This window comes from Streptomyces sp. NPDC088910, from assembly GCF_044749865.1.
Taxonomy (GTDB): Bacteria; Actinomycetota; Actinomycetes; order Streptomycetales; family Streptomycetaceae; genus Actinacidiphila.
On sequence record NZ_JBIVIV010000001.1, the window covers coordinates 174,949 to 199,163 of the forward strand.

Here is a 24,215-nt window from a genome sequence, read left to right on the forward strand (position 1 = left end):
GTTCGACCGTCGGCGGGAACCGTCCTTCGGCCCCGAGCCCGGGCCCGCGCAACGGACGGCGGGCCCGGGCCGGTTGGACCGGCTGCTCGTGTGACGAGGCGTCAGCCGGTGGGCGCGGCCACGTCGATGAGCACCTTGCCGATGACGCTGTCCTCCACCGCCTGGTGGGCACGGGCGGTCTCGGCGAGCGGGAAGCGGTGGAAGGGCAGCCCGGCGTCGGGGCCCGCGTGGAGGGCGTCGTCGGCGACGGCGGCCGTGACCGCCGCGACGGCGTGGGCCTTGGCGGCGGGCGGGACCGTGTAGACCAGGACGCCCTGCCAGCGGAGGTTGAGCGCCATGGAGGGGCGGACCGGCACGGTGGCCGAGGCGTCGTCGTCGGCGTAGAAGGCGATGACGGCGTCGGGGGCGGCGACGGCCCGGTCGAGGGCGGCGTTGGCGGCCGGGGCGACCTCGACCACGATGTCGACGCCGTCCGGGGCGATCCGGCGGATCTCGGCGGCGGCGTCCTGGGCGCGGTAGTCCACGACGTGATGGGCTCCCGCGGCCCGCGCGAGGTCACCCTTGGCGGGTCCGCTGACCGTGCTGACGACGGTGGCCCCGGCCCAGCGGGCGAGCTGGATCGCGGCGTTGCCGACGGCGCCCGCGCCGCCCGCGACCAGGACCGTACATCCGTCGAGGGCGCCGGGGGCGAGCCGCTCGGGGCCGCCGTCCGCGACGGTGAGGGCGCGGTGCGCGGTGAGGGCGGGGATGCCGAGGCTCGCGCCGAGGTCGAAGGACGCGTGGTCGGGCAGGGCGACGGCCTGGCCCGCGGGCAGCGCCACGTACTCCTGCGCGGTGCCGTCCGCGCGGCCGTACGCGGCCTCCCAGATCCAGACGCGCTCGCCGATCCGCGTCTCGGGGACGCCGGAGCCGACCGCGTCGATGACGCCGGAGCCGTCCTGGTTCGGCACCTGCGCCGAGGCGGGGGCGGTGTTGCGCCGCGACTTCCAGTCCGTCGGGTTGACGCCGGAGACGTGGACGCGGACCCGTACCTCGCCGGGTCCCGGCTCCGGGACCGGGCGCTCGGTGAGCGTGAGGACGTCGGGGCCGCCGTTGCTGGTGTAAGTGATCGCCTTCATGCCGCGTACAAGTGACGTGCCCGCCCGTTTCTTCCCCGTGGCCGGAATCCACTGGTCCATTTGATCCGCCCGCCGCGTAAATCCCGGTGCCCGCCGGGCGGCCGGGTGATCCTTGGCCGCAAAGCACCGGCCAGGCCGACCCTGGCCGGGACCACCGGCCGGGCTGCCACCTGGCCGCGACTATGAGGCGGCCGGGACATCCCCGGCCGCGACCACCGGCACGACCTGGAGCGCCCATGACCACTCCGGATTCCCCCGTCGACCGCACCGGCACCTTCTACGAGGCGGTCGGCGGCAGTGACGCCCTGCGCCGCCTCATCGACAGCTTCTACGAGCAGGTCCTCGTCGATCCGCTCCTCGCCCCGGTCTTCGTGCACTTCACCCGGGCCCATGTCGACCATGTCGTCGTCTGGCTCACGGAGGTATTCGGCGGCCCCGCCGAGTACACCGCCCGCCTCGGCGGCCACCAGGCCCTGCTCTCCCAGCACCTGGACCTGCGGATCACCGAGGAACAGCGGGCGCGCTGGGTGGAGTTGATGCTCGCGACCGCCGTGAAGGAGCTGCCCGCCGACGCGTTGCTGCGGCAGCGCTTCGCCGAGTACATCGAGTGGGGCACGCGGATCGCCATGTCGGTCTCCCACCAGGAGAGTTCCGATCTCGGCGACCCCGGTCCCGTACCGCACTGGGGCTGGGACGGGCTGGCGCGGTAGTCCGGGTATTCCGTGAGTAAAAACTCGTCGCCGACGGCTCCGGCGGGCATATTCGGAATAGCACCGTCCGAAATTCTCCCCGGCGGGAATCGGCAGGTGGACGTTTGCGCATTCACCGCTCAACCCCTTTACGGGGCGGCCGAGTTCGGAGTCGTAGCCCTTTTGGGCAGCTGTTCGCCCGGCAAGTGCGCTTGTTATGGTGCCGGGCATGAAAACCTCCGAAACGCTGACACCGTTACTGCTCGATCATTTCGGCCAGAACCAGCACGAGGAGAACGTCAAGCTGCGCGCGCTCGGCCCGGTGGCGCTGGTGGAACTGCCCGGCGGGGTACCGGCCTGGGCCGTCACGCACCACGAGACGCTGCGGCAACTGCTGGTCGACCCGCGGGTGTCGAAGGACCCGCGGCAGTGGCCGCGCAACGCCGAGGGGCGGCTGCCCGAGGACTGGCCGCTGCTGAACTTCGTCAGCCTCCCCGGGATACTCACGCGGGACGGCGCCGAGCACCGGCGGCTGCGCGCGCTCGCGGGCCAGGCGATGACGCCCCGCCGAACCGCCGCGCTGCGCCCGCGGATCGAGGAGCTGGCGCACCGCCTGCTGGACGAAGCGGCCGCGCGCGGCGACGAGTTCGACCTGCGCGAGGATTACGCGCTCCCGCTGCCGGTCAAGGTGATCGCCGAACTGCTGGGCCTGCCGCCGATGGACGGCGAGCGGCTGCGTACGCTCTCCGACGCCGTGCTCAGCAGCCACCCCGCGGCCAAGGGCAACCAGACGCAGGAGGCCCAGGACCAGCTCCTGGTCCTGCTCGCCGAGGCGGCACAGGCCAAGCGCGAGAGCCCCGGCGACGACCTGACCAGCGCGCTGATCGCCGCCAGCGAGGAAGGCGACCGGCTGAGCGAGGACGAGGTCGTGGTCATCATGCTCACCGTGCTGGTCGGCGGCCACGAGACCACCGTCAACCTGATCACCAACGCGGTCAGGGCGCTGCTCGCCAACCCGGGACAACTGGCACGGGCCCGGTCCGGCGAGGTCTCCTGGGGCTCCGTCATCGAGGAAGTCGTGCGTTACGACTGCCCGGTCGGCCACTTCCCGCTGCGCTACGCCCTGGAGGACATCCCGGTCGGCGACGTGGTGATCCGGCGCGGCGAGGCCATGCTCGCCTCCTACGCCGCGGCGGGCCGTGACGACCAGCAGTTCCCCGACGCCGACAGCTTCGACGTCGCGCGCCCCAATTCCCGCCAGCTCTCCTTCGGCAACGGCCAGCACTTCTGCATTGGCGCCGGACTGGCGCGGCTGGAGGGCGAGATCGCGTTGAGCGTCCTGTTCGAGCACTTCCCGAAACTGCGGTTGTCACGGCCGTCGGGGTGCCCGGTGCGGTCGTTCATCATCAACAGCGCCAGCGAACTGTGGGTTTCCGGTTCGGGCTCGGGTTCTTGACTCCGGTTCCAGCTCGGGTTCTTAACTTGTCGTTTATCCGTTTGTAGCGGTTCATCGTGGCTTGGTGGCCTTCTTGTGATGGGCGGGCCGGGCGTACGCCTCGCCGGTGGCCAGGACTCTTCCCACCTCGTAGCGAGTGGCGGGCCGCTGATTCTTCGACCCGGGCGGCTGGCCCGGGCCGGGGCGGGTGGGTTTCGGTGCACGCGCTGGTGAGGGTGCCTTCGCGTGGAGGTTCCTGAACCCTCGGCGGACGCGGGCGGGGGTGAGTTTGTTCGGTTCCGCCGGCCGCTCCCAGGGCCGTCGAAGGTCGGCGACCAGCGGCCGGGCGAGGCGGAGCTGGGTGTGCACGGCGACGACGAGCCAGGTCCAACGATCAGCCGCCGTCGAGTCGCGGAGGCGGGGCCGGGTCCAGCCGAGAGTCTGCTTGAGCAGGCGGAACGTGTGCTCCAGGTCGAACCTGCGTAGGAACGACTGCCAGCAGCGGTCCACGTCGGCCGGGCTCGCACCGGTGCGCGACCACCACAGCCGGACTGGCCGGTTCACCCCACGGCTGGGCAGCTTCTCGACGGCCAGGCGGATCACCATGCCCTCGATGACTGGCAGCGGCCCGTCGTGCTCCAGCCAGGCCGCGCGGCGGGTCAGCCGGGGGTGGAGCCGGTCCCACGCCTGGGCGACGGCGGTGCCGTAGCGGCGGGTTTCGGTGGTGGTGACCGCCTGCTCGTCGCCCCAGGTGGCGGGGTCGCCGAATACGAACTCCCCGCCGTGCTTGGGCGGGCGGCCCCCGGCCAGATCGGCGCCGGGCTCCAGTCGCACCGCGTCCAGGACGGCCGTCCACGAGGTGCGGCCGGTCTCCAGCGCGACGACGAACGAGTAGGGCCAGCCGGGGATCATCTGGTGCTTGGCGTCGCCGCGGCCGTAGGTGTGGCAGAACGACCGGTCCGGGCAGGTGGCGGCGTCCGGCCGCAGCCACGGTGAGACGTCCACAGCGAGCACCAGGCGGCCGTCGGCGGCGGCGGCCGCGGCAGGCCGGCCAGCGCGGTCCGCAGCCGGCCGACGTCCAGGCAGCCCCGGTTCAGCGCGCCGTACAGGGCGCCGTGTCCGCGCCGGTGCTCGGGCGCGAGCGCCAGGTCCACCAGCGTCCTCACCGGCCCGCAGGTGCACAGCACCGCGTCGGCGAGCTCGAACAGCGCGTCGCGCCGCCCGGTCAGGCAGTCGTAGAAGCCCCCCCCGGAAGCGGGACAGCTCCGCGAACTGATCGCACCGCCCGCCCTCTTGCACCACACCCACCAGCACAGCCTTCGCGTCAAGTCCTGTTCCTCTTGGTCGAGTTCAGGATCACGTAGAGGCCGTATCGCCGTCCCCTGAGACACCCGGAGGAGTGATCATCTGGTCCGCCTGTCGAAGCCGAACGCAGGCGGGGGTCTGCTTCCGGCGTCAGGATTGCGGGGCCCATGGGTCGTCGTGCTCCAGCTGATCAGGGTGTTCGGGGTGAAGCATCTCTCGGACGCAGCGCCGCAGTCCCGTCTCGTTCGATCCGCTGGCGGCAGCCATCCAAGGCAGGTCGTCCATGGCGCGGGCGCGCTCATTGGTGGCGAGTTGGTCGACGGCTGAGCGCAGGTCGTCGGGGGCGGGTTCGTCGGTGAGGCAGAGCCAGCCGATCGCGGCGGCCAGCCGGGCCTCGGACGCTTGCGTTCGGTCCCCCCAGCGCTCGCGCATCCACACGGTGGTCGGCGGATGGGGTTGGGTGCGGGTGGCTTCGGCTGTGGCGAAGACCAGGGCGGCGTGGACGATCGGGTCCTGCTCGGCGTCGAGCCGGTCGCGGAAGGCTGCACGGACCGCGTGATCCAGGTCGGTGGCGGCGGCCAGTGCGTAGGCGGCGCGGATCCGGATCGCAGGGTCGGGGTCGTGCAGAAGAGGCTTCAGGAGGGTGGCGTCGGCGGTGATCGCGGCCCGAGCGGCGGCAACCGACCAGCCCGCCGGGTAGCCGGTCACCTCGACGCCGTAGTCGTCGTAGAGGCGGTCGTTCTGGGGATCGGCGCGGTGGAGCAGCAGTTCGCCGCGGGTGGCGACGCCGAAGTAGCGGGCGCGAGCTGGAGAGGAGACTTCGGCGAGCGTGTCGGCACGGCAAGGGTGGTGGGTATCGGCAGCGATCCGGATCAGGAACGGCACGGCAAGCACGGCGGCCGCCCGCATGTCGTTGGCGCACATCCCACTCACAACACCCGTTCCGGCGCGAACGGGCGAGCCGCCGGTGTGGAGCAGCTGAATGGCCTCCCTGACATGATCCCCCCGCGGAAAGTTCTCCCAGGGGACTTCGTCGAGCAAGAATCCGTCCTTGACCTCGGGCCGTACGGCGGCCACCACCGCGCGTACATCGAACGGCCCGCCCACGAACGAGGACAGGTCTGCCCCGCCCGTCAAAGCCCGGCACATCGCGAAGGTTGGATCGGTTCGCCACTCGCCCACGTCACATCACCCCACCGCTGAGTCCGATCGGAGTAGATCATGCCCGAGCGGACCGACATCGCTGTCGAGACACATCTCTCGCACGGCAGGGGTGAACGCGAGGCCGCGCGGACGCGTGATCGTCAGGCTCGTCTGTTCGAAGCTGGACGTTAAACGCCAAGCTTGACTCCGGTTCCAGCTCGGGTTCCAGCTCCGACTCCGACTCCGGCGAATGGGCCGTAATTTCCTGGGCTCCGCTGACGCCTTCGGTGGACACGAGGGTTCACCGCTGCTCGTAAACTGAAGGCGTGGCATTCATGAGCACCCCGCACCGCTGCTTCCCGTGACCGGGAGCCTTCGAGGGCGATGCCGGACGGCGTCGCCCTCCTCGGCGTGCCCATAACGCCGCCTTCTGGCTCGTTCCGCCCGCGGAGCGGGAATCCGGGCGCGCGCGGGCGCGGTCCCTTCCCTTCACCGTTGCCAGGAGTGCTCTCCATGCCCGTGCCGCTTCCGCCTGCCCTCGCACAGATCCTCGACGTCCTGCGCTGCCCGATCTGCCGCGGCCCCCTCCGGCCGGACCGGGGCGCGTTGCGCTGCCCCGCGGGCCACACCTTCGACCTCGCCCGCCACGGCTACGTCGGCCTGCTGACCGGCACCCGCGCCGTCAGCGCCGACGACGCCGCCATGGCACAGGCCCGCGCCCGCTTCCTGGCCACCGGCGCCTACCTCCCCATCCGGCACGCCGTGGCCCGGCTGGCCGCCGACGCCGGGCCGGGCACCGTCCTGGACGTCGGCTGCGGCACGGGCTACTACCTGGCCGGCGTGCTCGCCCGGCTCACCGACGCCCGCGGCCTGGGGCTCGACGCCTCGGTACGCGCCCTGCGCTCGGCCGCCCGCGCCCACGAACGAGCCGCCGCGGCGAGCTGGGACGTCTCCCGCCGCTTCCCGGTCGCCGACCGCGCGGCCGACCTCGTACTGAACGTCTTCGCGCCCCGCAACCCGGCCGAATTCCGCCGGGTCCTGCGCCCGACGGGCCGCCTGATCGTCGTCCGTCCGACCGACCGCCACCTGGCCGAACTGCGGCACCGCGTACGGGCCATGGTCACCGTCGACCCCGCCAAGGAACAACGCCTGCACCACGCCCTCGACCCCCACTTCATGGCCGCCAGGTCCGAGCGGGTCGACTACCTCGCCCCGCTCACCGGGTCCGACGCCCTGGACCTGGTGGGCATGTCACCGAGCGCCCGCCACGTGAGCCGCGCGGACGCCGGGAGCGGCCCGCTGCCGGGTCACGTGACCGTCTCCGTCCTGGCCACCGTCTACCGGCCGCGGTGACCGTCCGGCGGCGGAGTCGGCGCTGGCCTAGGACCTGTCCAGGGCCGACTCCGCCGCCGCCAGGATCTCGGTGACGCGCAGGCCGAAGCGGGCGTCGCAGGCGTGCGGAGTGCCGGAGGTGAGCGCGGTGATGGCGTGGGCCAGGGAAGCCGTCGCCTCACCCGCGACGCCGTCGGGGTAGGTCACGACGCCCTGGTCGCCGCGCAGTTCGATGACCACGCCCGCGGCGGCGGGCGGCGCGGTCAGCGTGAGGGTGGAGGTGCTGGAGGCACCGGATTCGTGACGGAGCGTCAAATGTACGGTGTCGCCGGGGCCGTTGGCCGCGGTGACGGCGGTGACGTCCCCGAGTACGGGCAGCAGGACGGACAGCGCGTGCGGGCCGACGTCCCACAGGCCGCCCTTCTCCCGCCGCCACGGCGAGTCCGCGAAGGGGTTCTCGTCTCCGGTGAAGACGGCGCTGTACCAGTCCGCGCGGCCGGTGTACCACTCGCCGCGCGCCGCCTGCTCCTCGATCCACCCGGCTGTCGCCGGGTCGAAGCGCAGGGTGAAGAAGACCACCGACCCGACTCCGGCCGCCGTGACGGCCTCGGCCACCGCCTTCGCGTCCTCCACGGTCGTCGCCACCGGCTTGTCCAGCAGCAGGTGACGGCCCGCGCGGGCCGCCGCCACCGCCAACGGCGCCTGCAAATGCGGCGGCAGCGCGACCGCCACCGCGTCCACATCCGCGATCAGCGCCTCCGCGTCCCCGTACGCCCGCGCACCGAACTGCGCCGCCACCTCAGCCGCCGCCTCCGGCCTCCGGCCCCAGACCCCGACGAATTCCACCTCCGGGTGGGCGGCGAGAGCGGGTCCATGGGCGAGCCGGGCCCAGGGGCCGGTGCCGAGAAGTCCGAAGCGCATGGTCATGACGCCGAGCCTACCGGCGTCCCGCCCGGTCACGGCTACCCGGCGGGGTCCGCCGCCGGGGTGCGCTCGCGCGAGGGGCCGGGCTCCTGGGGTGCGCTTGCGTGAGGTGGGTTCGCCCTTACGGCACCGCTGCGCGGTGGGGTTCGCCGCTGGGTGCGGCTGCGCAGTGGGGTTGGCCGCTGGGGTGTGTTTACGCAGGTGGGTTCGCCGGTAGCCAGCGAGCCGAAGGCGGCGCCGGTGTTGAAAGGGAGAACGCGCACAGTGACCGAGGAACGAGGGAGCGAGCACGATCGACTGTCGACACCGGATTTAAGCCGCCGGAGGCGAGAGGGCGGCAAAAAAAGGGGATCGCGGTGAGCTGACACAAGAGGGCTCCCACGCACGGTGAGCATGCGCGAGGCCGTTCCCCGCACGGTGGGCTCACGCAGGACGGCTCACACGCACGTGTTCGCCGTGGGTGGGTGCCGTCTCGCGTGAGGTCGCCGTGGGGTGCGTGCCCCCGGGGTCAGTTGACCGTGGTGGGTGCCGACTCGTACTAGTTCACCGTGCGTGGGTGCCCTCTCGGGCGCCTGAGCGTTGCGGGTGAACGTGGGTGGGTACCGTCCTGTGTGGGCTCACCGTGGTGCGAACCGCCTCGCGCATCCTCACCCTGCGCGGGTGCCGTCCTGCGCGAGGTCACCGTCGTGCGAACCGCCTCGCGCATCCTCACCCTGCGGGGGAGCCGTCCTTTCTATGCGCACCCCGATCCCCTTTTTTTGCCGCCCTTCCGCCTCCGGGCGCTTAGACCCGGTGTCGACGGTCGATCGTGCTCGTTCCCTCGTTCCTCGGTCACTGTGCGCGTTCTCCTTTTCAACACCGGCGCGCCCTTCGGCTCCATGGCTACCGGCGAACCCACCTGCGCAGCCGTACCGCAGGGGCGCAGCCTCCTGCGCAACCGGACCCCACCGGCGAACCCCTCTTGCGTAGCAGCGACCTTGGGGCGCAGCCCCACGCACAAACGCACCCCAGCGGCGAAGCCCACCGCGCAGCGGTGACAGGCGGGGCTCCTGGGGCGTTGCCGCTGGTCACGTAGGGGCGTTCACAGTGGGTTAACACGGGGGCAACAGTCGGGAAAAGGGATTTTGCGACGCTGCGGGTGGCTCGATCAGCGCAGCTCGGCCAGCACCCGCGAAGACTGTTCGTTAAGGATGGCGTCCCGTGACCTACAAGGCTGAGTACATCTGGATAGACGGCACCCTGCCGACCGCGAAGCTGCGTTCCAAGACGCGCATCCTGGCCGACGGCGCCGAGCTCCCGATCTGGGGCTTCGACGGTTCCAGCACCAACCAGGCGGAGGGCCACGCGTCCGACCGCGTACTCAAGCCGGTCTCCTCGTTCCCCGACCCGATCCGCGGCGGGGACGACGTCCTGGTGATGTGCGAGGTCTTCAACATCGACGGGACGCCGCACGAGTCCAACACGCGGGCCGCGCTGCGCGAGGTGGCGGAGAAGTTCGCGGCGCAGGAGTCGCTGTTCGGCATCGAGCAGGAGTACACGTTCTTCCAGGGCTCGCGTCCGCTCGGGTTCCCCGAGGGCGGGTACCCGGCGCCGCAGGGCGGTTACTACTGCGGGGTCGGCGCGGACGAGATCTTCGGCCGTCCGGTGGTCGAGAAGCACCTGGAGAACTGCCTGGCCGCGGGCCTGGGCATCTCGGGGATCAACGCCGAGGTCATGCCGGGGCAGTGGGAGTTCCAGGTCGGGCCGCTGAGCCCGCTGGAGGTCTCCGACCACCTGTGGGTGGCGCGCTGGCTGCTGTACCGCACGGCGGAGGACTTCGGCGTCTCGGCGACGCTGGACCCGAAGCCCGCCAAGGGCGACTGGAACGGCGCGGGCGCGCACACGAACTTCTCCACCAAGGCGATGCGCGAGGGCTACGAGGCGATCATCGAGGCCGCCGAGTCGCTGGGCCGCGACGACAAGCCGCTGGAGCACATCAAGAACTACGGCGTCGGCGTCGAGGCGCGGCTGACCGGCGCGCACGAGACCGCTCCGTGGAACGAGTACAGCTACGGCGTCTCCAACCGCGGCGCGTCGGTGCGTATCCCGTGGCAGGTCGAGGTGGACCAGAAGGGCTACATCGAGGACCGCCGCCCGAACGCGAACATGGACCCGTACGTGGTGACCCGGCTCATGGTGGACACGTGCGGTACGGCGCTGGAGAAGGCCGGACTGGTCTGACCTGCGTCAACTCCGTTGTACAGGGCGCCCGTCACGGTCAGGTGACGGGCGCCCCGGCGCGTCGGGACCGCCGCGCGCGAGCGGTATCTCGTGACCATCGGATGATCCACTCGTTTGACGGGGCGTGAACACGCGCTCAGCAGAAAGCGATTCCGCCGATGACGAGCCCGGCCCGGTCGCTGTGGAAGAGGCGGAGGCGGCGCTCGTCGAGCACTACCCGCGCCTGGTACGGCTGGCGTATCTGGCGCTGCCCACCGCGCTCGGCACGCATCGCAGAGTGCTGACCGCGCACCGCCTGGTGCAGCGGTCGCTGCCGCGCGACCGGCGGTATCCGCCGGGGACGGCGGGTGCGACGGACAGGCCGCGCGGTGAGGCGTACGCGCTGCTGCGGCACGAGGTGTTGCGCGAGGCGCTGGCCTACGGGCGGCACGGCGGCGGCCGTTGGGGCTGGCGGGAGCGTGTGCGTACGGCCGCCGCCGGTGGTACGGCGCTGCCGCAGGTCGTCGGCTTGCGGCTGCATCCGCGGGCGGGCGGCAGCGAGGAGTTGGCGCTGGACCGGGCGCTGGCGGAGTTGGCGCCCGAGGCGCGGGCGGCGTTCGCGCTGCGCGGGGTCGAGGAGTTGGCCGACGCCGAGGTGCTGGCCGTGCTGAGGTCCGCGGGCGCGGCCGATCCGCGCGGCGCGATGCGGGCGGCGGCGGCCGTCAAGGGCGGCCAACACCTGCTGACGGCCGGTGAGTTCGATCCCTGCACGCTCCAGGTGGGGCCGACCGACCTGCTGCGGCGCAGGCAGCGCAGACGCGCGGGGCTGGTGACCGGGGCGGCCGTCGCGGTGGCCGCCGTGCTGGTCTCCGGCTGGGCGGTGTGGGGCAGCGGCGGCGACGGCGGTACGGCGTCGTACGCGGCGCCGGGCTCTCCCGCGTCCGGTGCGGGGGACGCGGCCCGCGCGCTCGATCCGGCCGCTCTCGTACGGCCGGACGCGGCGCTGTGGGCGTCGACCGCGCGGATGGACTTCACGGCGTGGCCCGCGCGCGGCGGCCGGGCCGACGACAAGGCGCTGCTCGGCCGGGCGCTCGCGGTGTGGGCGCGCCCCGGCGCGGACGTGGACGTCTCCTCGACGCCCGGCACTCCGCGCAACGCCCCTGCCCAGCCGCCGCAGTTGCTCTTCGCGGGGAATGTCGACGCGGCGGCGGTGGTGATCTTCTACGACGGTCTGCGGATCGTCCGTTACGCGCAGCCGCGCAGCGGTTCGGGGCGCGCCGCGCTGGACTTCGCGCAGGTGCAGGACGCCGATGTGACGACGGCGGCGGCGGTCGTGGTCGACCGGGTGGACGGCAACACCCGTTTCCTGACCGCCCCGTGGATCGCGGACGCGCAGACCCGCGATCTGATGCGGCCCAACGTCCTCGGCGCGCCGCTGCACCGCGACGCGGACGGGGTGACCGATCCGGTACGGATGCCGGGCGCGGGGGCCGCCGCGGGTGCGTGCGGCAGTGCCTGGCCGGTGGTGCAGCTCAAGTCGTCCTCGAGGATCGTGGAGAGCCACACCTTCCTGCTGACCGACCTCGGCGACCTGTCGCCGGTCCACCTCACGTACACCCCGCCTCCGGGCGGCGGTGTCCCGGCGCGGCAGCCGCGTGAGGCCACCGGGGCTCAGGCGCTGGTCAGTTGGGCGCACAACGCCTGCTATCTGGGCGAGTTGCGCGGGCAGGGCGTGAAGGCCGTCAACAACTGGGAGTTCGCCCGTACCCCGCTGCCCGAGGGCGGCGGCGAGGCGTCCTGGACCTGCGCCCGCGCCGACACCTGGCGCGGGCCGGGGCAGGCCACCGTGACCTTCGTCCCGCCGTCCTCCCCCGCCGCCGCGCCCGGCACCGTCGCCGGCCGGCAGACCGACGGCAACGCGTGCAGCCGCTTCGGCCAGCACGTCATGGCGGGCGTCATGTGGCAGTCCTCCCGCTCCCACTGGTACCTCGTCGCCGCGGGCAGCCGCGACGTCACCCGGATCACCGCCACCGCGGGCGTCCACGCCTCCGCCGACGGCCCCTACCTCTCCACTCGCGCCCCCCGCGGCACTCGCGCCACCCTCACCGCCCACCTCACCACCGGCGCCACCCTGACCCCCCTCCCCGCCTCGTAACGCCCGGGGCCGCCGGAGCTATTCGTGGGCCGGTTGGGGGGTGGGGGCCGGGGTGGGGACGGTGAGGCGCATGCGGACGTGGTCGCCAGTGCGGCCGTCTTCCTGCCAGCCCTGGTGGGTGTAGAAGGCGCGGGCGCGGGCGTTGGGGGCGAAGACCTCCAGGCGGGCGGTGGTGAGGCCCGCGGCCTGCCAGACGGCGACGCAGGCGCGGTGCAGGGCGGTGCCGGTGCCGGTGCGCCAGACGGAGGGGTCGATGTGGAAGTGGAAGAGGGTGTCCTCGTCGTGCCGGGCGGCGAGCACGGCGAAGCCGACCACCCGGTCGTCCCTGACCGCGCACAGCACGGTCCGGTCGTCCGAGGAGATGGCCCTGGCCGTCCCCACGCGCTGTCGTTCCAGCTCCGCGGGGCCGCTGTACTCCTCGGCCGGGAGGTGGCCCGCGTAGTAGCTGGCGCGGGCGCGGGCGTGGATGTCCGATATCGCGCTCAGGTCTTCGGGCGTGGCAGGGCGGACCCTGATGTGCGGGGAGCTCATATGGGCGTGGACGCATCCAGGGCAACATTGGTTCCCTCCGGCGTACGACCCGGCCGTAAAACTTGACGCGCCAAGGGGAGCCCGCGGTTCCCGCCGTCCGCGATTCAGTGCGGAAACGGCCGGATCGCGGGCTCCCCTCACGGGCGCCCGACGGTCCTCAGCGACCGGTCCTGAACACCGCCACCGTCCGGCCCGGCACGGTGAAGGTCCCGGTCCCCGCCGCGTACGTCGAGGTCCTGACGACCGGGTCGGTCCCGGCCGCCTGCACCGGGTGCAGGGCGTACGAGGTTCCGCGCGCCGCCTCCACCCGCTGCTTCTGCGTCGTCGGCGTCGCGTTGAAGACGATCACCAGGTCGCCGGCCTTCATGGTGATGACGCCGGGCGTCTCGTCGGGGCCCGACAGCGGGAAGGAGACCTGCTGTTGGACCTGGGCCGCGGTGCCGAGCCGGAAGGCGGGCTCGGCGGTGCGGATCCGCAGCAGATCCTGGTACGCGGCGGAGGCCGCGGTGATCTGCGCGCAGCCAGGGCTGAGCTGGGGCTGCGTCAACAGCGGTTTGGCGTACGGCCACTTGGCCTGGTTGTCGGCCGCGGGGGGAAGTCCCCGGCCGAAGCCGGTGCCGTCGGCGCACTGCCAGTGGATCGCGTTGAACCAGTCCCCGGAGTCGAAGGAGTTGCGGTCGAGGGACTTGGAGCGCAGCAGGTCCGAGCCCGCCTGGTAGAGCGCGGGCCCCTGGGAGAGCGCGGCGGTCGCCTCGGCGACGACCTGCATACGGGCGCGGTCGGCGGCCGAGGTGCCGACGGGGAGCTTGAAGGCGAGGGCGTCGTAGAGGGATTCGTTGTCGTGGGCGTCGACATAGGCGAGGGCGTCGCCCGGCGCGTCGGCGTATCCGGCGGGTGCGCCGTTGTAGTCGATCTCGGCTCCGGTGACCCGCTTGCCCGCCGAATCGGTGAAGCCGAACTCCTTGAGGTTGCCGGTGAGTCCGACCTTGATGAGGTCCTGGTAGTGCAGCAGCCGGGCCTTCTGCTCGGCTGGCGTGCCGTTGTTCACCGAGGAGTTGGGGTCGGTATAGAGGCCGGAGGCGAAGCCCTGCACGCCGGGGTCCTCGTCGAACGGACTGCCGCCGCGTACGGCGTCGCGCGCCCGGTCGGAGAAGGTCGCGATGCCGGTGCCCGCCATGTTGGCCTGGGTGGCCTGGACGAAGCGGGCGTCGTCGGCGACCTCGCCGAAGTTCCAGCCCTCCCCGTAGAGGATGATCTTCTTCCCGTCCACGCCGTCGTGACCGGGCGTCAGCGCGTCCAGGGCCTTGCGGACGGCGAGGATGTTCGCCTTGGGGTGGTGGCCCATCAGGTCGAAGCGGAAGCCGTCGACCTTGTACTCCTTGGCCCACGTGACGATCGAGTCCACGACGAGCTTGCCCATCATGGTGTTCTCGGGCGCGGTGTTGGCGCAGCAGGTGGAGGTGGCGACCGAGCCGTCCGGCATCAGCCGCTGGTAGTAGCCGGGCACGATCTTGTCGAGGACGGAGGTGTCGGCCTGGCCCGCCGCCGAGGTGTGGTTGTAGACGACGTCCATGACCACGCGCAGGCCCGCGTTGTTGAGGCCCTGCACCATCTGCCGGAATTCCGTGGTGCGCTGCGGCCCGTCGGGGTTCTTGGCGTAGGAGCCCTCGGGCACGGTGAAGTGGTACGGGTCGTAACCCCAGTTGTAGGCGTCCTTCGCCGCCGCCGCGGTCACGCACGCCTGCTGCCGCTCGCTGTCGGGCGCGTACGAGGCCAGGTCGCAGGCGGGCTTCGCCTGGTCCCGCTCGCGTTCGGGCACCGTCGAGAAGTCGAAGGCGGGCAGCAGGTGGACGTAGTTGACGCCTGCCGCGGCGAGCGCCTTGAGGTGGGTCATGCCCGCGGACGAGGTGTCGGTGAAGGCGGCGTATTTCCCGCGGTCGGCGGCCGGGACGGTGCTGTCGGCCACCGAGAAGTCGCGGATGTGCAGCTCCTGGATCTGCGCCCGGCCGATCGGCGCCGCGGCCGGTTTGGCCTGCCGCTCCCAGCCCTTGGGGGCGAGCTTCGGGTCGTCCAGGTCGACCAGCAGGCTGCGCTCGGAGTCGGTGGTCAGCGCGACCGAGTAGGGGTCGGTGACCTTGTTGACCACGAGCTTTTGGACGCTGGGCGCCCAGACGGTGACGTCGTAGAGATACGTCTTCCCGGTCCACGACCGGCTGCCGGTCACCGACCAGACGCCGCTGGCCTTGTCCCGGCGCATCGGTACGGTCCTGCCGTCGATCTCCACGCTCACCCGGTGCGCGGTCGGCGCCCACAGCGACAGCCGCGGGGTGCCGTGCGTGAAGACCGGGCCGAGGGTGTCCTTCGCGGCGGCGGCGCCGTAGACCGCGTCGAGCACGCCCTGGGTCTGGACGCCCGTCGCGGCCAACAGGGCTCCGTTGGCGGCGCGTTGGGTGGCGATGATCTGGCCGCTGAGCGCGTCGGTGGCGCGGGCCCGGTCGCGCGGGTCGATCGTGAAGGCCGAATACCCCTTGAGCTGCGGGTACTTGGCGAGCTGGGCGGCGGTGAGACCGGTCGCGGTCTTCGTCAGCCGCAGCCACTTGCCCTCGCTCGACAGCGCGCCGTCCTTGACGGTGATGCCGCCGTCGGGCGCGTAGACGAGCTGCTGGGACGCCGCCGCGGCGGAGGTCTGCCAGGCGACGGTGTCACGGTCGATCCACTGGGCCTGCGACTTGGTGAGGTCCAAGTCAGCTCCTGATCCCTGGGGTTGCGGCAGGAGATACTTTTCCGTGCCGCCGAGCAGCCACACCTCGTGGCCGGTCCCGGTCAGGTCGAGCGACTGGTCGCTGGGCAGGTCCTTCGCGTCGCCGTTGTGCAGGATGTAGCTGAGCGAGGTGGCGCCCGCGGCGAGCGGGACCTCGTACACCGCGCCGTAGGAGTCGATCCGGGCCGGCCTGACGGGCGAGGACCAGTCGGTGGGGGTGGCCGCGCCGGTCCAGACGTGCAGGCCCCAGCCGGTGTAGTCGCCGTCCGCGCGGTGGTAGTGCAGGACGGCCTTGCCGGTGTCCTGCGGCGGGTAGGCGCCATCCGGCGCGGTCGTGGCCACGTCCGGGCTGCCCTGCTTGATCCACACCTCGCCGGTCGCGGTGAGGTCGATCGCGCGGTCGCCGTCGGTGTCCTTGACGCCGTCCTTGTTCACGACGATGAAGCCGACATCGGACGCGCCGGGCTTGAGCTTCACATAGGCGAAGGCGCCGTACGCGTCACGGCCGGTGAAGGCGTGGCCCGCCGGGTACGTGGTGGCCTCGCCGTCGGCGATGTCGCCCCAGGTGTACAGGCCCCAGTCCGCGTAGTCGCCGTCGGTCCGCTGGTAGTGGACCACCGCGTAGTCGTGGCTGATCGCGGTGGGCGGCGGGGTGACCGGGGTCGTACCGGTGCTGGTCGCGGCGGTGGCCGCGGCCGTACGTCCGGCGGCGTCCACCACAACGGCCTTGTAGCGTACGGGCGTTCCGGCCGCCGTCTTCGGGTCGATCGTCTGCGTCACCTTGTACGGGGCGTGGTCGGCCGAACCGAGCACCTGCCACGTGGCGTTGCCGGTCTGGGCGGCGAAGACGACCCGGTTGAGGCCGCCGCCGCTGACGTCGGCCGTCAGCTCGACGGTGCCGGTGGCGCCCGCCTCGGGTGCGGCCAGCGTGATCGTCGGCTTCGCGGTGGGCGCGGGCAGCGGCTTGGCGGCCTGGTAGACCACCGAACTCAGCGCGGGCACCGTCACCTTGAGCGAACCGTCCCCGCCCGTGGTGAGCGTCCCCGTCGTCCCGTACAGCGCCCGGTACGCGGCCTTCGCCGCGCCCGCAGCCGGGATCGTGACCGTCTTCGCGGCCGTCGCGTTGTTGACCGCCACCAGGTAGTCGTCACGCGTCTTCGCGTCCGTGCGGGAGTACGCGTAGACACCGGCCGCCGTGCCGGGCTCCGCGTACCGCTCGGTCTGGACCCCGTCGCGCAGCGCCGGGTGGTCCTTGGTGAGCTTCGACAGCGCGGCGATGGCGCGGTAGAGCGGGTGCGTCGGGTCGTACGCGTCGTCGGCGTGCGTGCGCGCCGTACCGATCTCGTCGTCGTCGAGGTAGTCGGCGACCTGGGAGGCGAACATCGTCTGCCGGGCGTCCTTGTCGCCGCCCGCGCCCGTGAAGCCCTGCTCGTCGCCGTAGTAGACGACGGGATTGCCGCGGCCGAGGAACATCACCTCATTGGCCAGCCGGTCCCGTCGCACCAGCTCGGCGTCGTCCGCCGCCGGGTTGTCCTGCTTCAGGAAGGAGCCGATCCGGCCCATGTCGTGGTTGCCGAGGAAGGTGACCTGCTCGTACGCGTTGGCCTTGTCCGTCGTGTAGCGGTAGTCCTGGCCGTAGACCCCGGCGAGCTTCGCGGGCGCCGCGCCCTGCGAGGCGTAGGCGCGGGCCGCGTCCTGGAAGGGGAAGTCGAGCGTCGCGTCGAGGCGGCCTTGCGTGACGTACGGCGAGGTGATCGCCGGGTCGGCGGAGTACGTCTCGCCGAACATGAAGAAGTTCGGCCGGCCGTGCCTGGCCGCGTAGTCGTCCAGCGCGGTCGCCCACTGCGTCCAGAACGGCAGGTCGACGTTCTTGACCGTGTCGATGCGGAAGCCGTCGATCGCGAAGTCCTTGACCCACTTCTCGTAGATCCGCTCCATGCCGCTGACGACCTCGGGCCGCTCGGTCCACAGGTCGTCCAGGCCGCTGAAGTCGCCCTGGTCGGCGCTCTCGCCCGCGAAGGTCGAGTCGCCGCGGTTGTGGTACATCGTCGGGTCGTTGAGCCAGGCCGGCACCTTCGCGTTCCTCTGGTCCGCGGGCACGATGGGCGTGCGCGGGAACGACGCGGTCGTGACCTTCGGGAACGTCGCCTTCCCGGCGCCGTTCCCGCCGTCGGCGTAGGTGCTGTCGTCGAAGGGGGTGCCGTCCGCGGCGAGGTACGGGAACGCGCCCTTGGACAGGTAGGTGTACGTGTTCTCCGCGTTGCCGATGACGTCGGCCGTGTGGTTGGTGATCACGTCGAAGAAGATCTTCATGCCCTTGGCGTGCGCCGCGGTGATCAGCCTGCGCAGGTCGTCGTTGGTCCCGAAGTGCGGGTCCACCTGGGTGAAGTCCGTGATCCAGTAGCCGTGGTACCCGGCGCTGGCGTCCGTGCCCGTGCCCTGCACCGGCCGGTTCTTGAAGATCGGGGCCATCCAGATCGCGGTGGTGCCCAGGCCCTTGATGTAATCCAGCTTCTGCGTCAGGCCCTTGAGGTCACCGCCCTGGTAGAACCCCTTGTCCGTGGGGTCGTACCCGGTGGTCAGCCTGCCGCCGGTCAGACCGCCCTTGTCGTTGGCCTTGTCCCCGTTGGCGAAGCGGTCCGGCATCACGAAGTAGAACTGCTCCCGCGTGGCGTCGTGCCGCGCGGCCTGCCCGGCGAGCGCCTTGTCCGACGGCGGTGGCGGCGGGGCGGGCACGCCGTGTGCGGACGCGGCCGGTACGACCAGCGCCACGAGCGCGGCGAGCGCCGTGGCGACGGCGGTGCTTCTGATACGTCTACCGGTCCGCGACCGGTACGCGGGCAGCCTGAACGGCAGGGCCACGGGCGGTTCTCCTTGCGACTACTCCGCCTGACGGCGGAAAGGGGACAGCCTCGCGCCGGGGCCCCACGCGCATGAAAACCCGGTGCAGCTCCGGCATCGGCGCCGGAACGAACTTGACCGGGACCGTATCCCCGCGGGGAGGCTTACAGCAAGACCTTGTAAGGGATTCCAGCATGCGATACGCCGGGTAACGCTCCTCAACTCCCCTTCCGTACAGGTCTTCCCGCCGTCCGGCACCCCCCGGCCGTCCGCGGTCCGCACCGCGTTCCGCCTCCCCGAGCGGGTGTCGCACGGTGGTAACGCGTTCGTCACATCGGAAGGGTTCTTGCAGAAAGTTGCTTGCAAGGACTTTCGCAAGGGATTGCATCGCTGTTACGTTCCTGCCCAGCCCGAGCAGTGGAGCCAGTCGGATCTGGGCGAACGGGCACTTCCCTCTTCAAGGAGTCAGGTATGCGACGCGGCATATCCGCCGTGGCGATGGCCGCGGCCATCGTTCTCGGGGTGACCGCCTGTGGCGGTAGCAGTGACAGCAAGGATGACAAGGCGTCGGCGGCGAAGGACCCGGCGGCGGTGACCGGGTCGATCACGTACTGGGACACCTCGGACGCGAAGAACGAGGCTCCGACGTACAAGGCGCTGATCGCGGACTTCGAGGCGAAGTACCCGAAGATCAAGGTGAACTACCAGAACGTGGACTTCACCACGGTGGAGCAGAAGTTCAAGGCGGCGGCGCAGAGCGGCAAGGGCGCGCCGGACGTGATCAGGGCGGACGTCGGCCTGATCCCGGAGTACGCGTCGCTGCACTACATCGCGCCGCTGGACGGCACGGCCGCGCTGACGGACGCCGACGACTTCCTGGCGGGGCCGCTGAACACGACGAAGTACGACGGGAAGACCTACGGGGTGCCGTCGGTGACGGACACGCTGGGGCTGCTCTACAACAAGGACATCTTCGCGAAGGCGGGGATCGCGGCGCCGCCGAAGACGTGGGACGAGCTGATCGCGGACTCCAAGACGATCAAGGAGAAGGTGCCGGGGGTCGCGGGCACGTACGTGAACCCGGACTCGTACTTCCTGTTCCCGCTGCTGTTCGGCGAGGGCGCCGACCTGGCGGACCCGGCGGGCAAGAAGATCACGATCAACTCGCCCGAGGCGGTCAAGGCGGTGACCAAGGCCAAGGAGGTCTACGACACCTCCTCGCTGAAGGTCGACTTCGCGAGCGCGTACGACAACATGCAGACGTCCTTCAAGACCGGCAAGGTCGCGATGCTGATCCAGGGCCCCTGGTCGGTCAGCGACGACCTGGCGGGCAGCGCCTTCCAGGGCAAGGAGAGCAACCTGGGGTACGCGCCGGTCCCGGCCGGTTCGACCGGCAAGGCGCTGGCGCCGACCGGCGGTCACGACCTGGCGGTCTACCAGGGCTCGAAGAACCTGGACGCGTCGTACCTGTTCACGCAGTTCATGACCTCCTCCAGCAGCCAGCAGCAGATCGCGCTGAAGAACGGCACGCTGCCGACGCGGACGTCCGCGTACACCGCCGAGGTCACCAAGAACCCGCAGATCGCCGGGTTCAAGCCGATCATGGACACCGCCCGGCCGCGGGTGGCGCTGCCCCAGGTCGGCAGCCTGTTCACGCCGCTCCAGCAGCAGTACATCAAGATCCTTCAGGGTGAGACCTCCGTGAAGGACGGGCTCGACACGGCGGCGAAGGAGTTCGGCAAGCTGCTGCCCGGATTCACCGTCCAGTAGCCCCCTTTTCTCCGGGCCGGCCGGCCGGGGCCCCGCCACCTGAACAGGCGGGGCCCACGCGCCCGGCCGGCCGGTCCGGTCCACTCCTGAACAGCCACAAGACCCGACAGAGCCGAGGAGCGATGACCACCGCCACCATGGACACCCCCGCCCGGGGCAAGGCCCCCCGGCCGGGCCTCAGGACGTCGCTGCGGCGGTCCTGGGACAAGTACTGGTACGCCTGGGTGATGGTCGCCCCGGTGCTCATCGTCATCGGCGTGCTCGTCCTCTACCCGCTGGTGTACGGCATCTACCTGTCGCTCACCAACGCGACCGAGATGAACGTCGCCAAGGACATCGGCCCGGTCCACATCGGCGCCACGTACGACTTCGTGGGCCTGCACAACTACTGGCAGATCATCTCCGGCAAGGACGGCGACTTCTACCCGCGGCTCCAGTGGACGGTCATCTGGACCGTGTCCTGCGTCGCGATCACGTACGCCATCGGCCTCGGCATGGCGATGCTGCTCAACCGCCCGGTGCGCTTCCGCCTCTTCTACCGGCTCGCGCTGATCCTGCCGTGGGCGGTCCCCGCCTTCATCGGCGTCTTCGCCTGGCGGCTGATGTTCAACTCGCAGTACGGCGTCTTCAACGACATCATCACGCACATGGGAATGCCCGCCCAGGACTGGCTGGGCACCCCCTTCGCGCAGAAGATCGCGGTCATCATCGTCAACGTCTGGTGCGGCGTGCCGTTCATGATGGTGGCGACCCTGGGCGGCCTCCAGTCCATACCCAGCGAGCTGTACGAGGCGGCCGAGATGGACGGCGCGACGCCGTTGCAGCGGTTCCTCAACGTGACGCTGCCGGGCCTGCGGCCGGTCACCAGCACGGTGATCCTGCTGAGCACCGTGTGGACGTTCAACATGTTCCCGATCATCTTCCTGCTGCTCGGCAACAACACCACAGGGGACACCGACATCCTGGTGACGTACGCCTACGAGAAGGCGTTCACCGGAGTGTCCGACTATTCGGGCGCCGCGGCCTACGGCATCGTCATCCTCCTCATCCTTGTGGCCTTCTCCACCTTCTACCGCCGCCAGTTGAAGTCCGAGCAGGCATAGGAGCCGGATCACCATGAGTGCCACCACCCACAGCGGCCCGGCCGCCACCGCCCCCGCCGCCCGTACCGGCGCGGCCCCCGGGTCCGCCGCGCGCCGCAAGTACCGCCCGCGCGGCACCCGCAGCCGCGGCGCCTCGCTCGCGCTGCACGCCACCTTGCTGCTGGCGAGCGCCGTCGCGGTCTTCCCCGTGCTGTGGATCGTCTTCATCTCGCTGGGCCCCAGCACCTCGTGGCAGCAGCCCGGCGAGGTCATGCGCCATCTGAGCCTGGGCAACTACCGGTTCGTGCTCTTCCACACCAACTTCCCCAAGTGGTTCCTCAACTCGGTGATCGTGGCCGCGGCCACCACGGTGCTCGGCGTGCTGATCGCCTCCAGCGCCGGATACGCGATCTCCCGGATGAAGTTCCCCGGGCACAAGTCGCTGATGTGGACCTTCCTGATCACGCAGATGTTCCCGGTGGCCGTGCTGATCGTGCCGCTGTACAACCTGATGGCGCAGCTCGACCTGATCGACACCTACCTCGGCCTGGTGCTGGTCTACTGCACGATCTCGGTGCCCTTCTGCGCCTGGATGCTCAAGGGGTACTTCGACACGATCCCGCGCGACATCGACGAGGCGGGCCGGGTGGACGGCCTGACCCCGTTCGGCACCTTCTGGCGGCTGATCGTGCCGCTGGCCCGGCCGGGCCTCGCGGTCACCGCCTTCTACAGCTTCCTCACCGCGTGGGGCGAAGTCGCCTACTCCAGCCAGTTCATGAGCAACAAGCACTCCACGCTGGCGGCGGGCATCCGCACCTTCGCCTCCGACCAGCGCGCCGACTGGGGCAGCATGACCGCCGCCTCGGTCGTAATCGCGATCCCCGCGGGCATCGTCTTCCTGCTCGTCCAGCGCCACCTGGTGGCCGGCCTCACCGCCGGAGGCACCAAGGGCTGAGGCCCGCGAGGGCCCCGCGAGGGCCCGACCGTCCGCACCGCACCACGTACGTAAGCCAGTTGTCGTTCCCCCGCCGCCGAAGGCCCGGAACAATGAAGGAAGCCATGAGCCAGCACCTCACCCACGCGCCCAGCTCCGCCACTGCCGACGCCGCTGGCGACGCCGGGGCGGAGCGCAGAGACTGGTGGCGCGACGCGGTCATCTACCAGGTCTATCCGCGCAGCTTCGCCGACGGCAACGGCGACGGCATGGGCGACCTGCCCGGGATCACCGCCCGGCTGCCGTACCTGCGCGAGCTGGGTGTGGACGCGGTGTGGCTGTCGCCGTTCTACGCCTCCCCGCAGGCCGACGCGGGGTACGACGTGGCCGACTACCGGGCCGTCGACCCGATGTTCGGCAGCCTCACCGACGCCGACGACCTGATCAGGGCCGCGCACGCGCTGGGCCTGAAGGTCATCGTGGACCTGGTGCCCAACCACTGCTCGGACCAGCACGAGTGGTTCAAGCGGGCGCTGCACGAGGGACCGGGCTCGCCGCTGCGGGACCGCTTCCACTTCCTGCCCGGCAAGGGCGCGGACGGCGAACTGCCGCCCAACGACTGGGAGTCCATCTTCGGCGGCCCGGCCTGGACCCGTACGCTCAACCCGGACGGCACGCCCGGCGAGTGGTACCTGCACCTGTTCGCGCCCGAGCAGCCCGACTTCAACTGGAACCACCCGGCGGTGCACGACGAGTTCCGCTCCGTGCTGCGCTTCTGGCTGGACCTGGGCACCGACGGCTTCCGGATCGACGTCGCGCACGGCCTGGTGAAGGCCGATGGCCTGCCGGACATCGGGCACGCGGAGCAGCTCACGCTGCTGGGCACGGCGGCGATGCCGTACTTCGACCAGGACGGTGTGCACGAGATCTACCGCGGCTGGCGCCGCATCCTGGACGAGTACGCGGGAGACCGGATCGCGGTCGCCGAGGCGTGGACGCCGACGATCGAGCGGGCCGCGCTCTACCTGCGCCCGGACGAGCTGCACCAGGCGTTCAACTTCGAGTATCTGAGCACCCCTTGGGACGCGCCGGAGCTGCGCAAGGTCATCGACAAGTCGCTGACCGCGATGAGCGCGGTGGGCGCGCCCGCCACGTGGGTGCTGTCCAACCACGACGTGACCCGGCACGCGACGCGCTTCGGCAACCCGCCTGAGCTGGGGACGCAGCAACGTGAGCCGGGTGACCGGGAGTTGGGGCTGCGCAGGGCGCGGGCGGCGGTCGTGCTGATGCTGGCGCTGCCGGGTTCTGCGTATCTCTACCAGGGCGAGGAGCTGGGCCTGCCGGACGTGACGGACCTGCCGGACGAGGTACGGCAGGACCCGTCGTTCTTCCGCGCGGCCGGGCAGGACGGCTTCCGCGACGGCTGCCGGGTGCCGATCCCGTGGTCGGGCGACGAGGCGCCGTACGGCTTCGGTCCGGCGGGCGGGCCGAGCTGGCTGCCGCAGCCGAAGAGCTGGGCGGGCCTGAGCGTCGAGGCGCAGACGGGCGACCCGGCGTCGACCCTCGAGCTGTACCGGGCGGCCCTGGCGGTGCGCCGGGAGCACCCGGCGCTGGGCGCGGGCGCCGCGGTGACGTGGCTGGACGCGCCCGAGGGCGTACTGGCCTTCCGCAGGGGCGGCGGGGACGAGCCCGGCGCCGGGAGCTTCGTCTGCGCCGTCAACCTGACCCGCGAGCCGGTGACGGTGACGCTTCCCGGCCCCGGGCGGATGCTGCTGTCCAGCGACAGCGGCCTGCACGCGGGCACTGGCACTGCCACTGGCTCCGGTTCCGGCAGCGGCTCCGGCTCCGGCTCCGGCGGCGGTAACGTCAGCGGTGACAGCGATGTCAGCGGCGGCTCGACGGCGGGCGTCCCGAACACGGAGAATGGCAGCATTGAGCTGACTATCTCCGCAGACACGGCAATTTGGTGGGCGATCTGACGTGGTGGCGTTCCGTC

Annotated in this window: 14 protein-coding genes and 1 pseudogene; 9 read left to right on the forward strand and 6 right to left on the reverse strand. The window is 71.3% G+C overall.

Annotation, left to right across the window (positions count from 1 at the left end; genetic code table 11):
• Window positions 1-101: 101 nt before the first annotated feature.
• A complete protein-coding gene (locus tag ACIP4Z_RS00765; RefSeq protein ID WP_391043803.1) occupies window positions 102-1,118 on the reverse strand; it encodes a zinc-binding dehydrogenase in 1,017 nt (338 codons plus the stop codon).
• Window positions 1,119-1,354: 236 nt separating this feature from the next.
• Here ACIP4Z_RS00765 and ACIP4Z_RS00770 point away from each other — a divergent pair, with 236 nt between their 5' ends.
• Together ACIP4Z_RS00770 and ACIP4Z_RS00775 are read left to right on the forward strand one after the other, a co-directional pair.
• Window positions 1,355-1,828 (forward strand): group II truncated hemoglobin, encoded by a 474-nt coding sequence (locus ACIP4Z_RS00770; protein ID WP_355334388.1) that lies wholly within the window; start codon window positions 1,355-1,357, stop codon window positions 1,826-1,828.
• A gap of 208 nt (window positions 1,829-2,036) precedes the next feature.
• A complete protein-coding gene (locus tag ACIP4Z_RS00775) occupies window positions 2,037-3,263 on the forward strand; it encodes a cytochrome P450 (protein WP_401303923.1) in 1,227 nt (408 codons plus the stop codon).
• A gap of 51 nt (window positions 3,264-3,314) precedes the next feature.
• Here the strand turns inward: ACIP4Z_RS00775 and ACIP4Z_RS00780 are convergent.
• Both ACIP4Z_RS00780 and ACIP4Z_RS00785 read right to left on the reverse strand, forming a co-directional pair.
• Window positions 3,315-4,541 (reverse strand): annotated as a pseudogene (locus tag ACIP4Z_RS00780) (transposase).
• Between the two features lie 156 nt (window positions 4,542-4,697).
• On the reverse strand, window positions 4,698-5,729 hold the full coding sequence (locus ACIP4Z_RS00785; RefSeq protein WP_391043797.1) for a hypothetical protein: 1,032 nt from the start codon (window positions 5,727-5,729) through the stop codon (window positions 4,698-4,700).
• Window positions 5,730-6,203: 474 nt separating this feature from the next.
• Between ACIP4Z_RS00785 and ACIP4Z_RS00790 the strand changes: the two genes are divergently transcribed.
• A complete protein-coding gene (locus ACIP4Z_RS00790) occupies window positions 6,204-7,043 on the forward strand; it encodes a putative RNA methyltransferase (RefSeq protein WP_401303926.1) in 840 nt (279 codons plus the stop codon).
• A 27-nt stretch (window positions 7,044-7,070) separates the two neighbouring features.
• On the opposite strand, the gene ACIP4Z_RS00795 is transcribed toward ACIP4Z_RS00790, so the two are convergent.
• The gene (locus tag ACIP4Z_RS00795; protein ID WP_401304999.1) at window positions 7,071-7,943 is read right to left on the reverse strand and encodes a Gfo/Idh/MocA family protein; all 873 of its coding nucleotides are present in this window, start codon (window positions 7,941-7,943) and stop codon (window positions 7,071-7,073) included.
• A 1,203-nt stretch (window positions 7,944-9,146) separates the two neighbouring features.
• On the opposite strand from ACIP4Z_RS00795, the gene glnII reads away from it, so the two are divergent.
• Window positions 9,147-10,166 (forward strand): glutamine synthetase, encoded by a 1,020-nt coding sequence (gene glnII, locus ACIP4Z_RS00800; RefSeq protein WP_355334395.1) that lies wholly within the window; start codon window positions 9,147-9,149, stop codon window positions 10,164-10,166.
• A gap of 124 nt (window positions 10,167-10,290) precedes the next feature.
• The gene (locus tag ACIP4Z_RS00805; protein ID WP_401303929.1) at window positions 10,291-12,300 is read left to right on the forward strand and encodes a hypothetical protein; all 2,010 of its coding nucleotides are present in this window, start codon (window positions 10,291-10,293) and stop codon (window positions 12,298-12,300) included.
• Window positions 12,301-12,318: 18 nt separating this feature from the next.
• On the opposite strand, the gene ACIP4Z_RS00810 is transcribed toward ACIP4Z_RS00805, so the two are convergent.
• Entirely contained in the window at window positions 12,319-12,831 is a 513-nt protein-coding gene (locus tag ACIP4Z_RS00810) for a GNAT family N-acetyltransferase (protein ID WP_391043789.1), read from the reverse strand.
• Window positions 12,832-12,988: 157 nt separating this feature from the next.
• Window positions 12,989-18,454: a pullulanase-type alpha-1,6-glucosidase gene (gene pulA, locus ACIP4Z_RS00815; protein ID WP_401303933.1), complete on the reverse strand. Its 5,466-nt coding sequence runs from the start codon at window positions 18,452-18,454 to the stop codon at window positions 12,989-12,991.
• Between the two features lie 450 nt (window positions 18,455-18,904).
• On the opposite strand from pulA, the gene ACIP4Z_RS00820 reads away from it, so the two are divergent.
• The 4 genes from ACIP4Z_RS00820 (at window position 18,905) to ACIP4Z_RS00835 (ending at window position 24,198) form a co-directional block, all read left to right on the forward strand.
• Window positions 18,905-20,203 (forward strand): extracellular solute-binding protein, encoded by a 1,299-nt coding sequence (locus ACIP4Z_RS00820; RefSeq protein WP_355334402.1) that lies wholly within the window; start codon window positions 18,905-18,907, stop codon window positions 20,201-20,203.
• A 122-nt stretch (window positions 20,204-20,325) separates the two neighbouring features.
• Window positions 20,326-21,306 carry a carbohydrate ABC transporter permease gene (locus ACIP4Z_RS00825; protein WP_188283291.1) on the forward strand — a complete coding sequence of 327 codons (981 nt, stop codon included), beginning with the start codon at window positions 20,326-20,328 and terminating at the stop codon, window positions 21,304-21,306.
• 13 nt (window positions 21,307-21,319) lie between these two features.
• The gene (locus ACIP4Z_RS00830; RefSeq protein WP_401303938.1) at window positions 21,320-22,240 is read left to right on the forward strand and encodes a sugar ABC transporter permease; all 921 of its coding nucleotides are present in this window, start codon (window positions 21,320-21,322) and stop codon (window positions 22,238-22,240) included.
• Window positions 22,241-22,344: 104 nt separating this feature from the next.
• Window positions 22,345-24,198 carry a glycoside hydrolase family 13 protein gene (locus ACIP4Z_RS00835; protein WP_401303940.1) on the forward strand — a complete coding sequence of 618 codons (1,854 nt, stop codon included), beginning with the start codon at window positions 22,345-22,347 and terminating at the stop codon, window positions 24,196-24,198.
• The last annotated feature ends 17 nt before the right edge of the window (window positions 24,199-24,215 follow it).

Bases quoted from the DNA above. Each gene is read 5' to 3' on its own strand.
- ACIP4Z_RS00795 (WP_401304999.1), bottom strand. From the start codon at position 7,943: ATGCGCTTCGGACTTCTCGGCACCGGCCCCTGGGCCCGGCTCGCCCAT.
- ACIP4Z_RS00810 (WP_391043789.1), bottom strand. From the start codon at position 12,831: ATGAGCTCCCCGCACATCAGGGTCCGCCCTGCCACGCCCGAAGACCTG.
- ACIP4Z_RS00790 (WP_401303926.1), top strand. From the start codon at position 6,204: ATGCCCGTGCCGCTTCCGCCTGCCCTCGCACAGATCCTCGACGTCCTG.
- ACIP4Z_RS00765 (WP_391043803.1), bottom strand. From the start codon at position 1,118: ATGAAGGCGATCACTTACACCAGCAACGGCGGCCCCGACGTCCTCACG.
- ACIP4Z_RS00775 (WP_401303923.1), top strand. From the start codon at position 2,037: ATGAAAACCTCCGAAACGCTGACACCGTTACTGCTCGATCATTTCGGC.
- ACIP4Z_RS00820 (WP_355334402.1), top strand. From the start codon at position 18,905: ATGCGACGCGGCATATCCGCCGTGGCGATGGCCGCGGCCATCGTTCTC.
- ACIP4Z_RS00770 (WP_355334388.1), top strand. From the start codon at position 1,355: ATGACCACTCCGGATTCCCCCGTCGACCGCACCGGCACCTTCTACGAG.
- ACIP4Z_RS00835 (WP_401303940.1), top strand. From the start codon at position 22,345: ATGAGCCAGCACCTCACCCACGCGCCCAGCTCCGCCACTGCCGACGCC.
- ACIP4Z_RS00825 (WP_188283291.1), top strand. From the start codon at position 20,326: ATGACCACCGCCACCATGGACACCCCCGCCCGGGGCAAGGCCCCCCGG.
- ACIP4Z_RS00830 (WP_401303938.1), top strand. From the start codon at position 21,320: ATGAGTGCCACCACCCACAGCGGCCCGGCCGCCACCGCCCCCGCCGCC.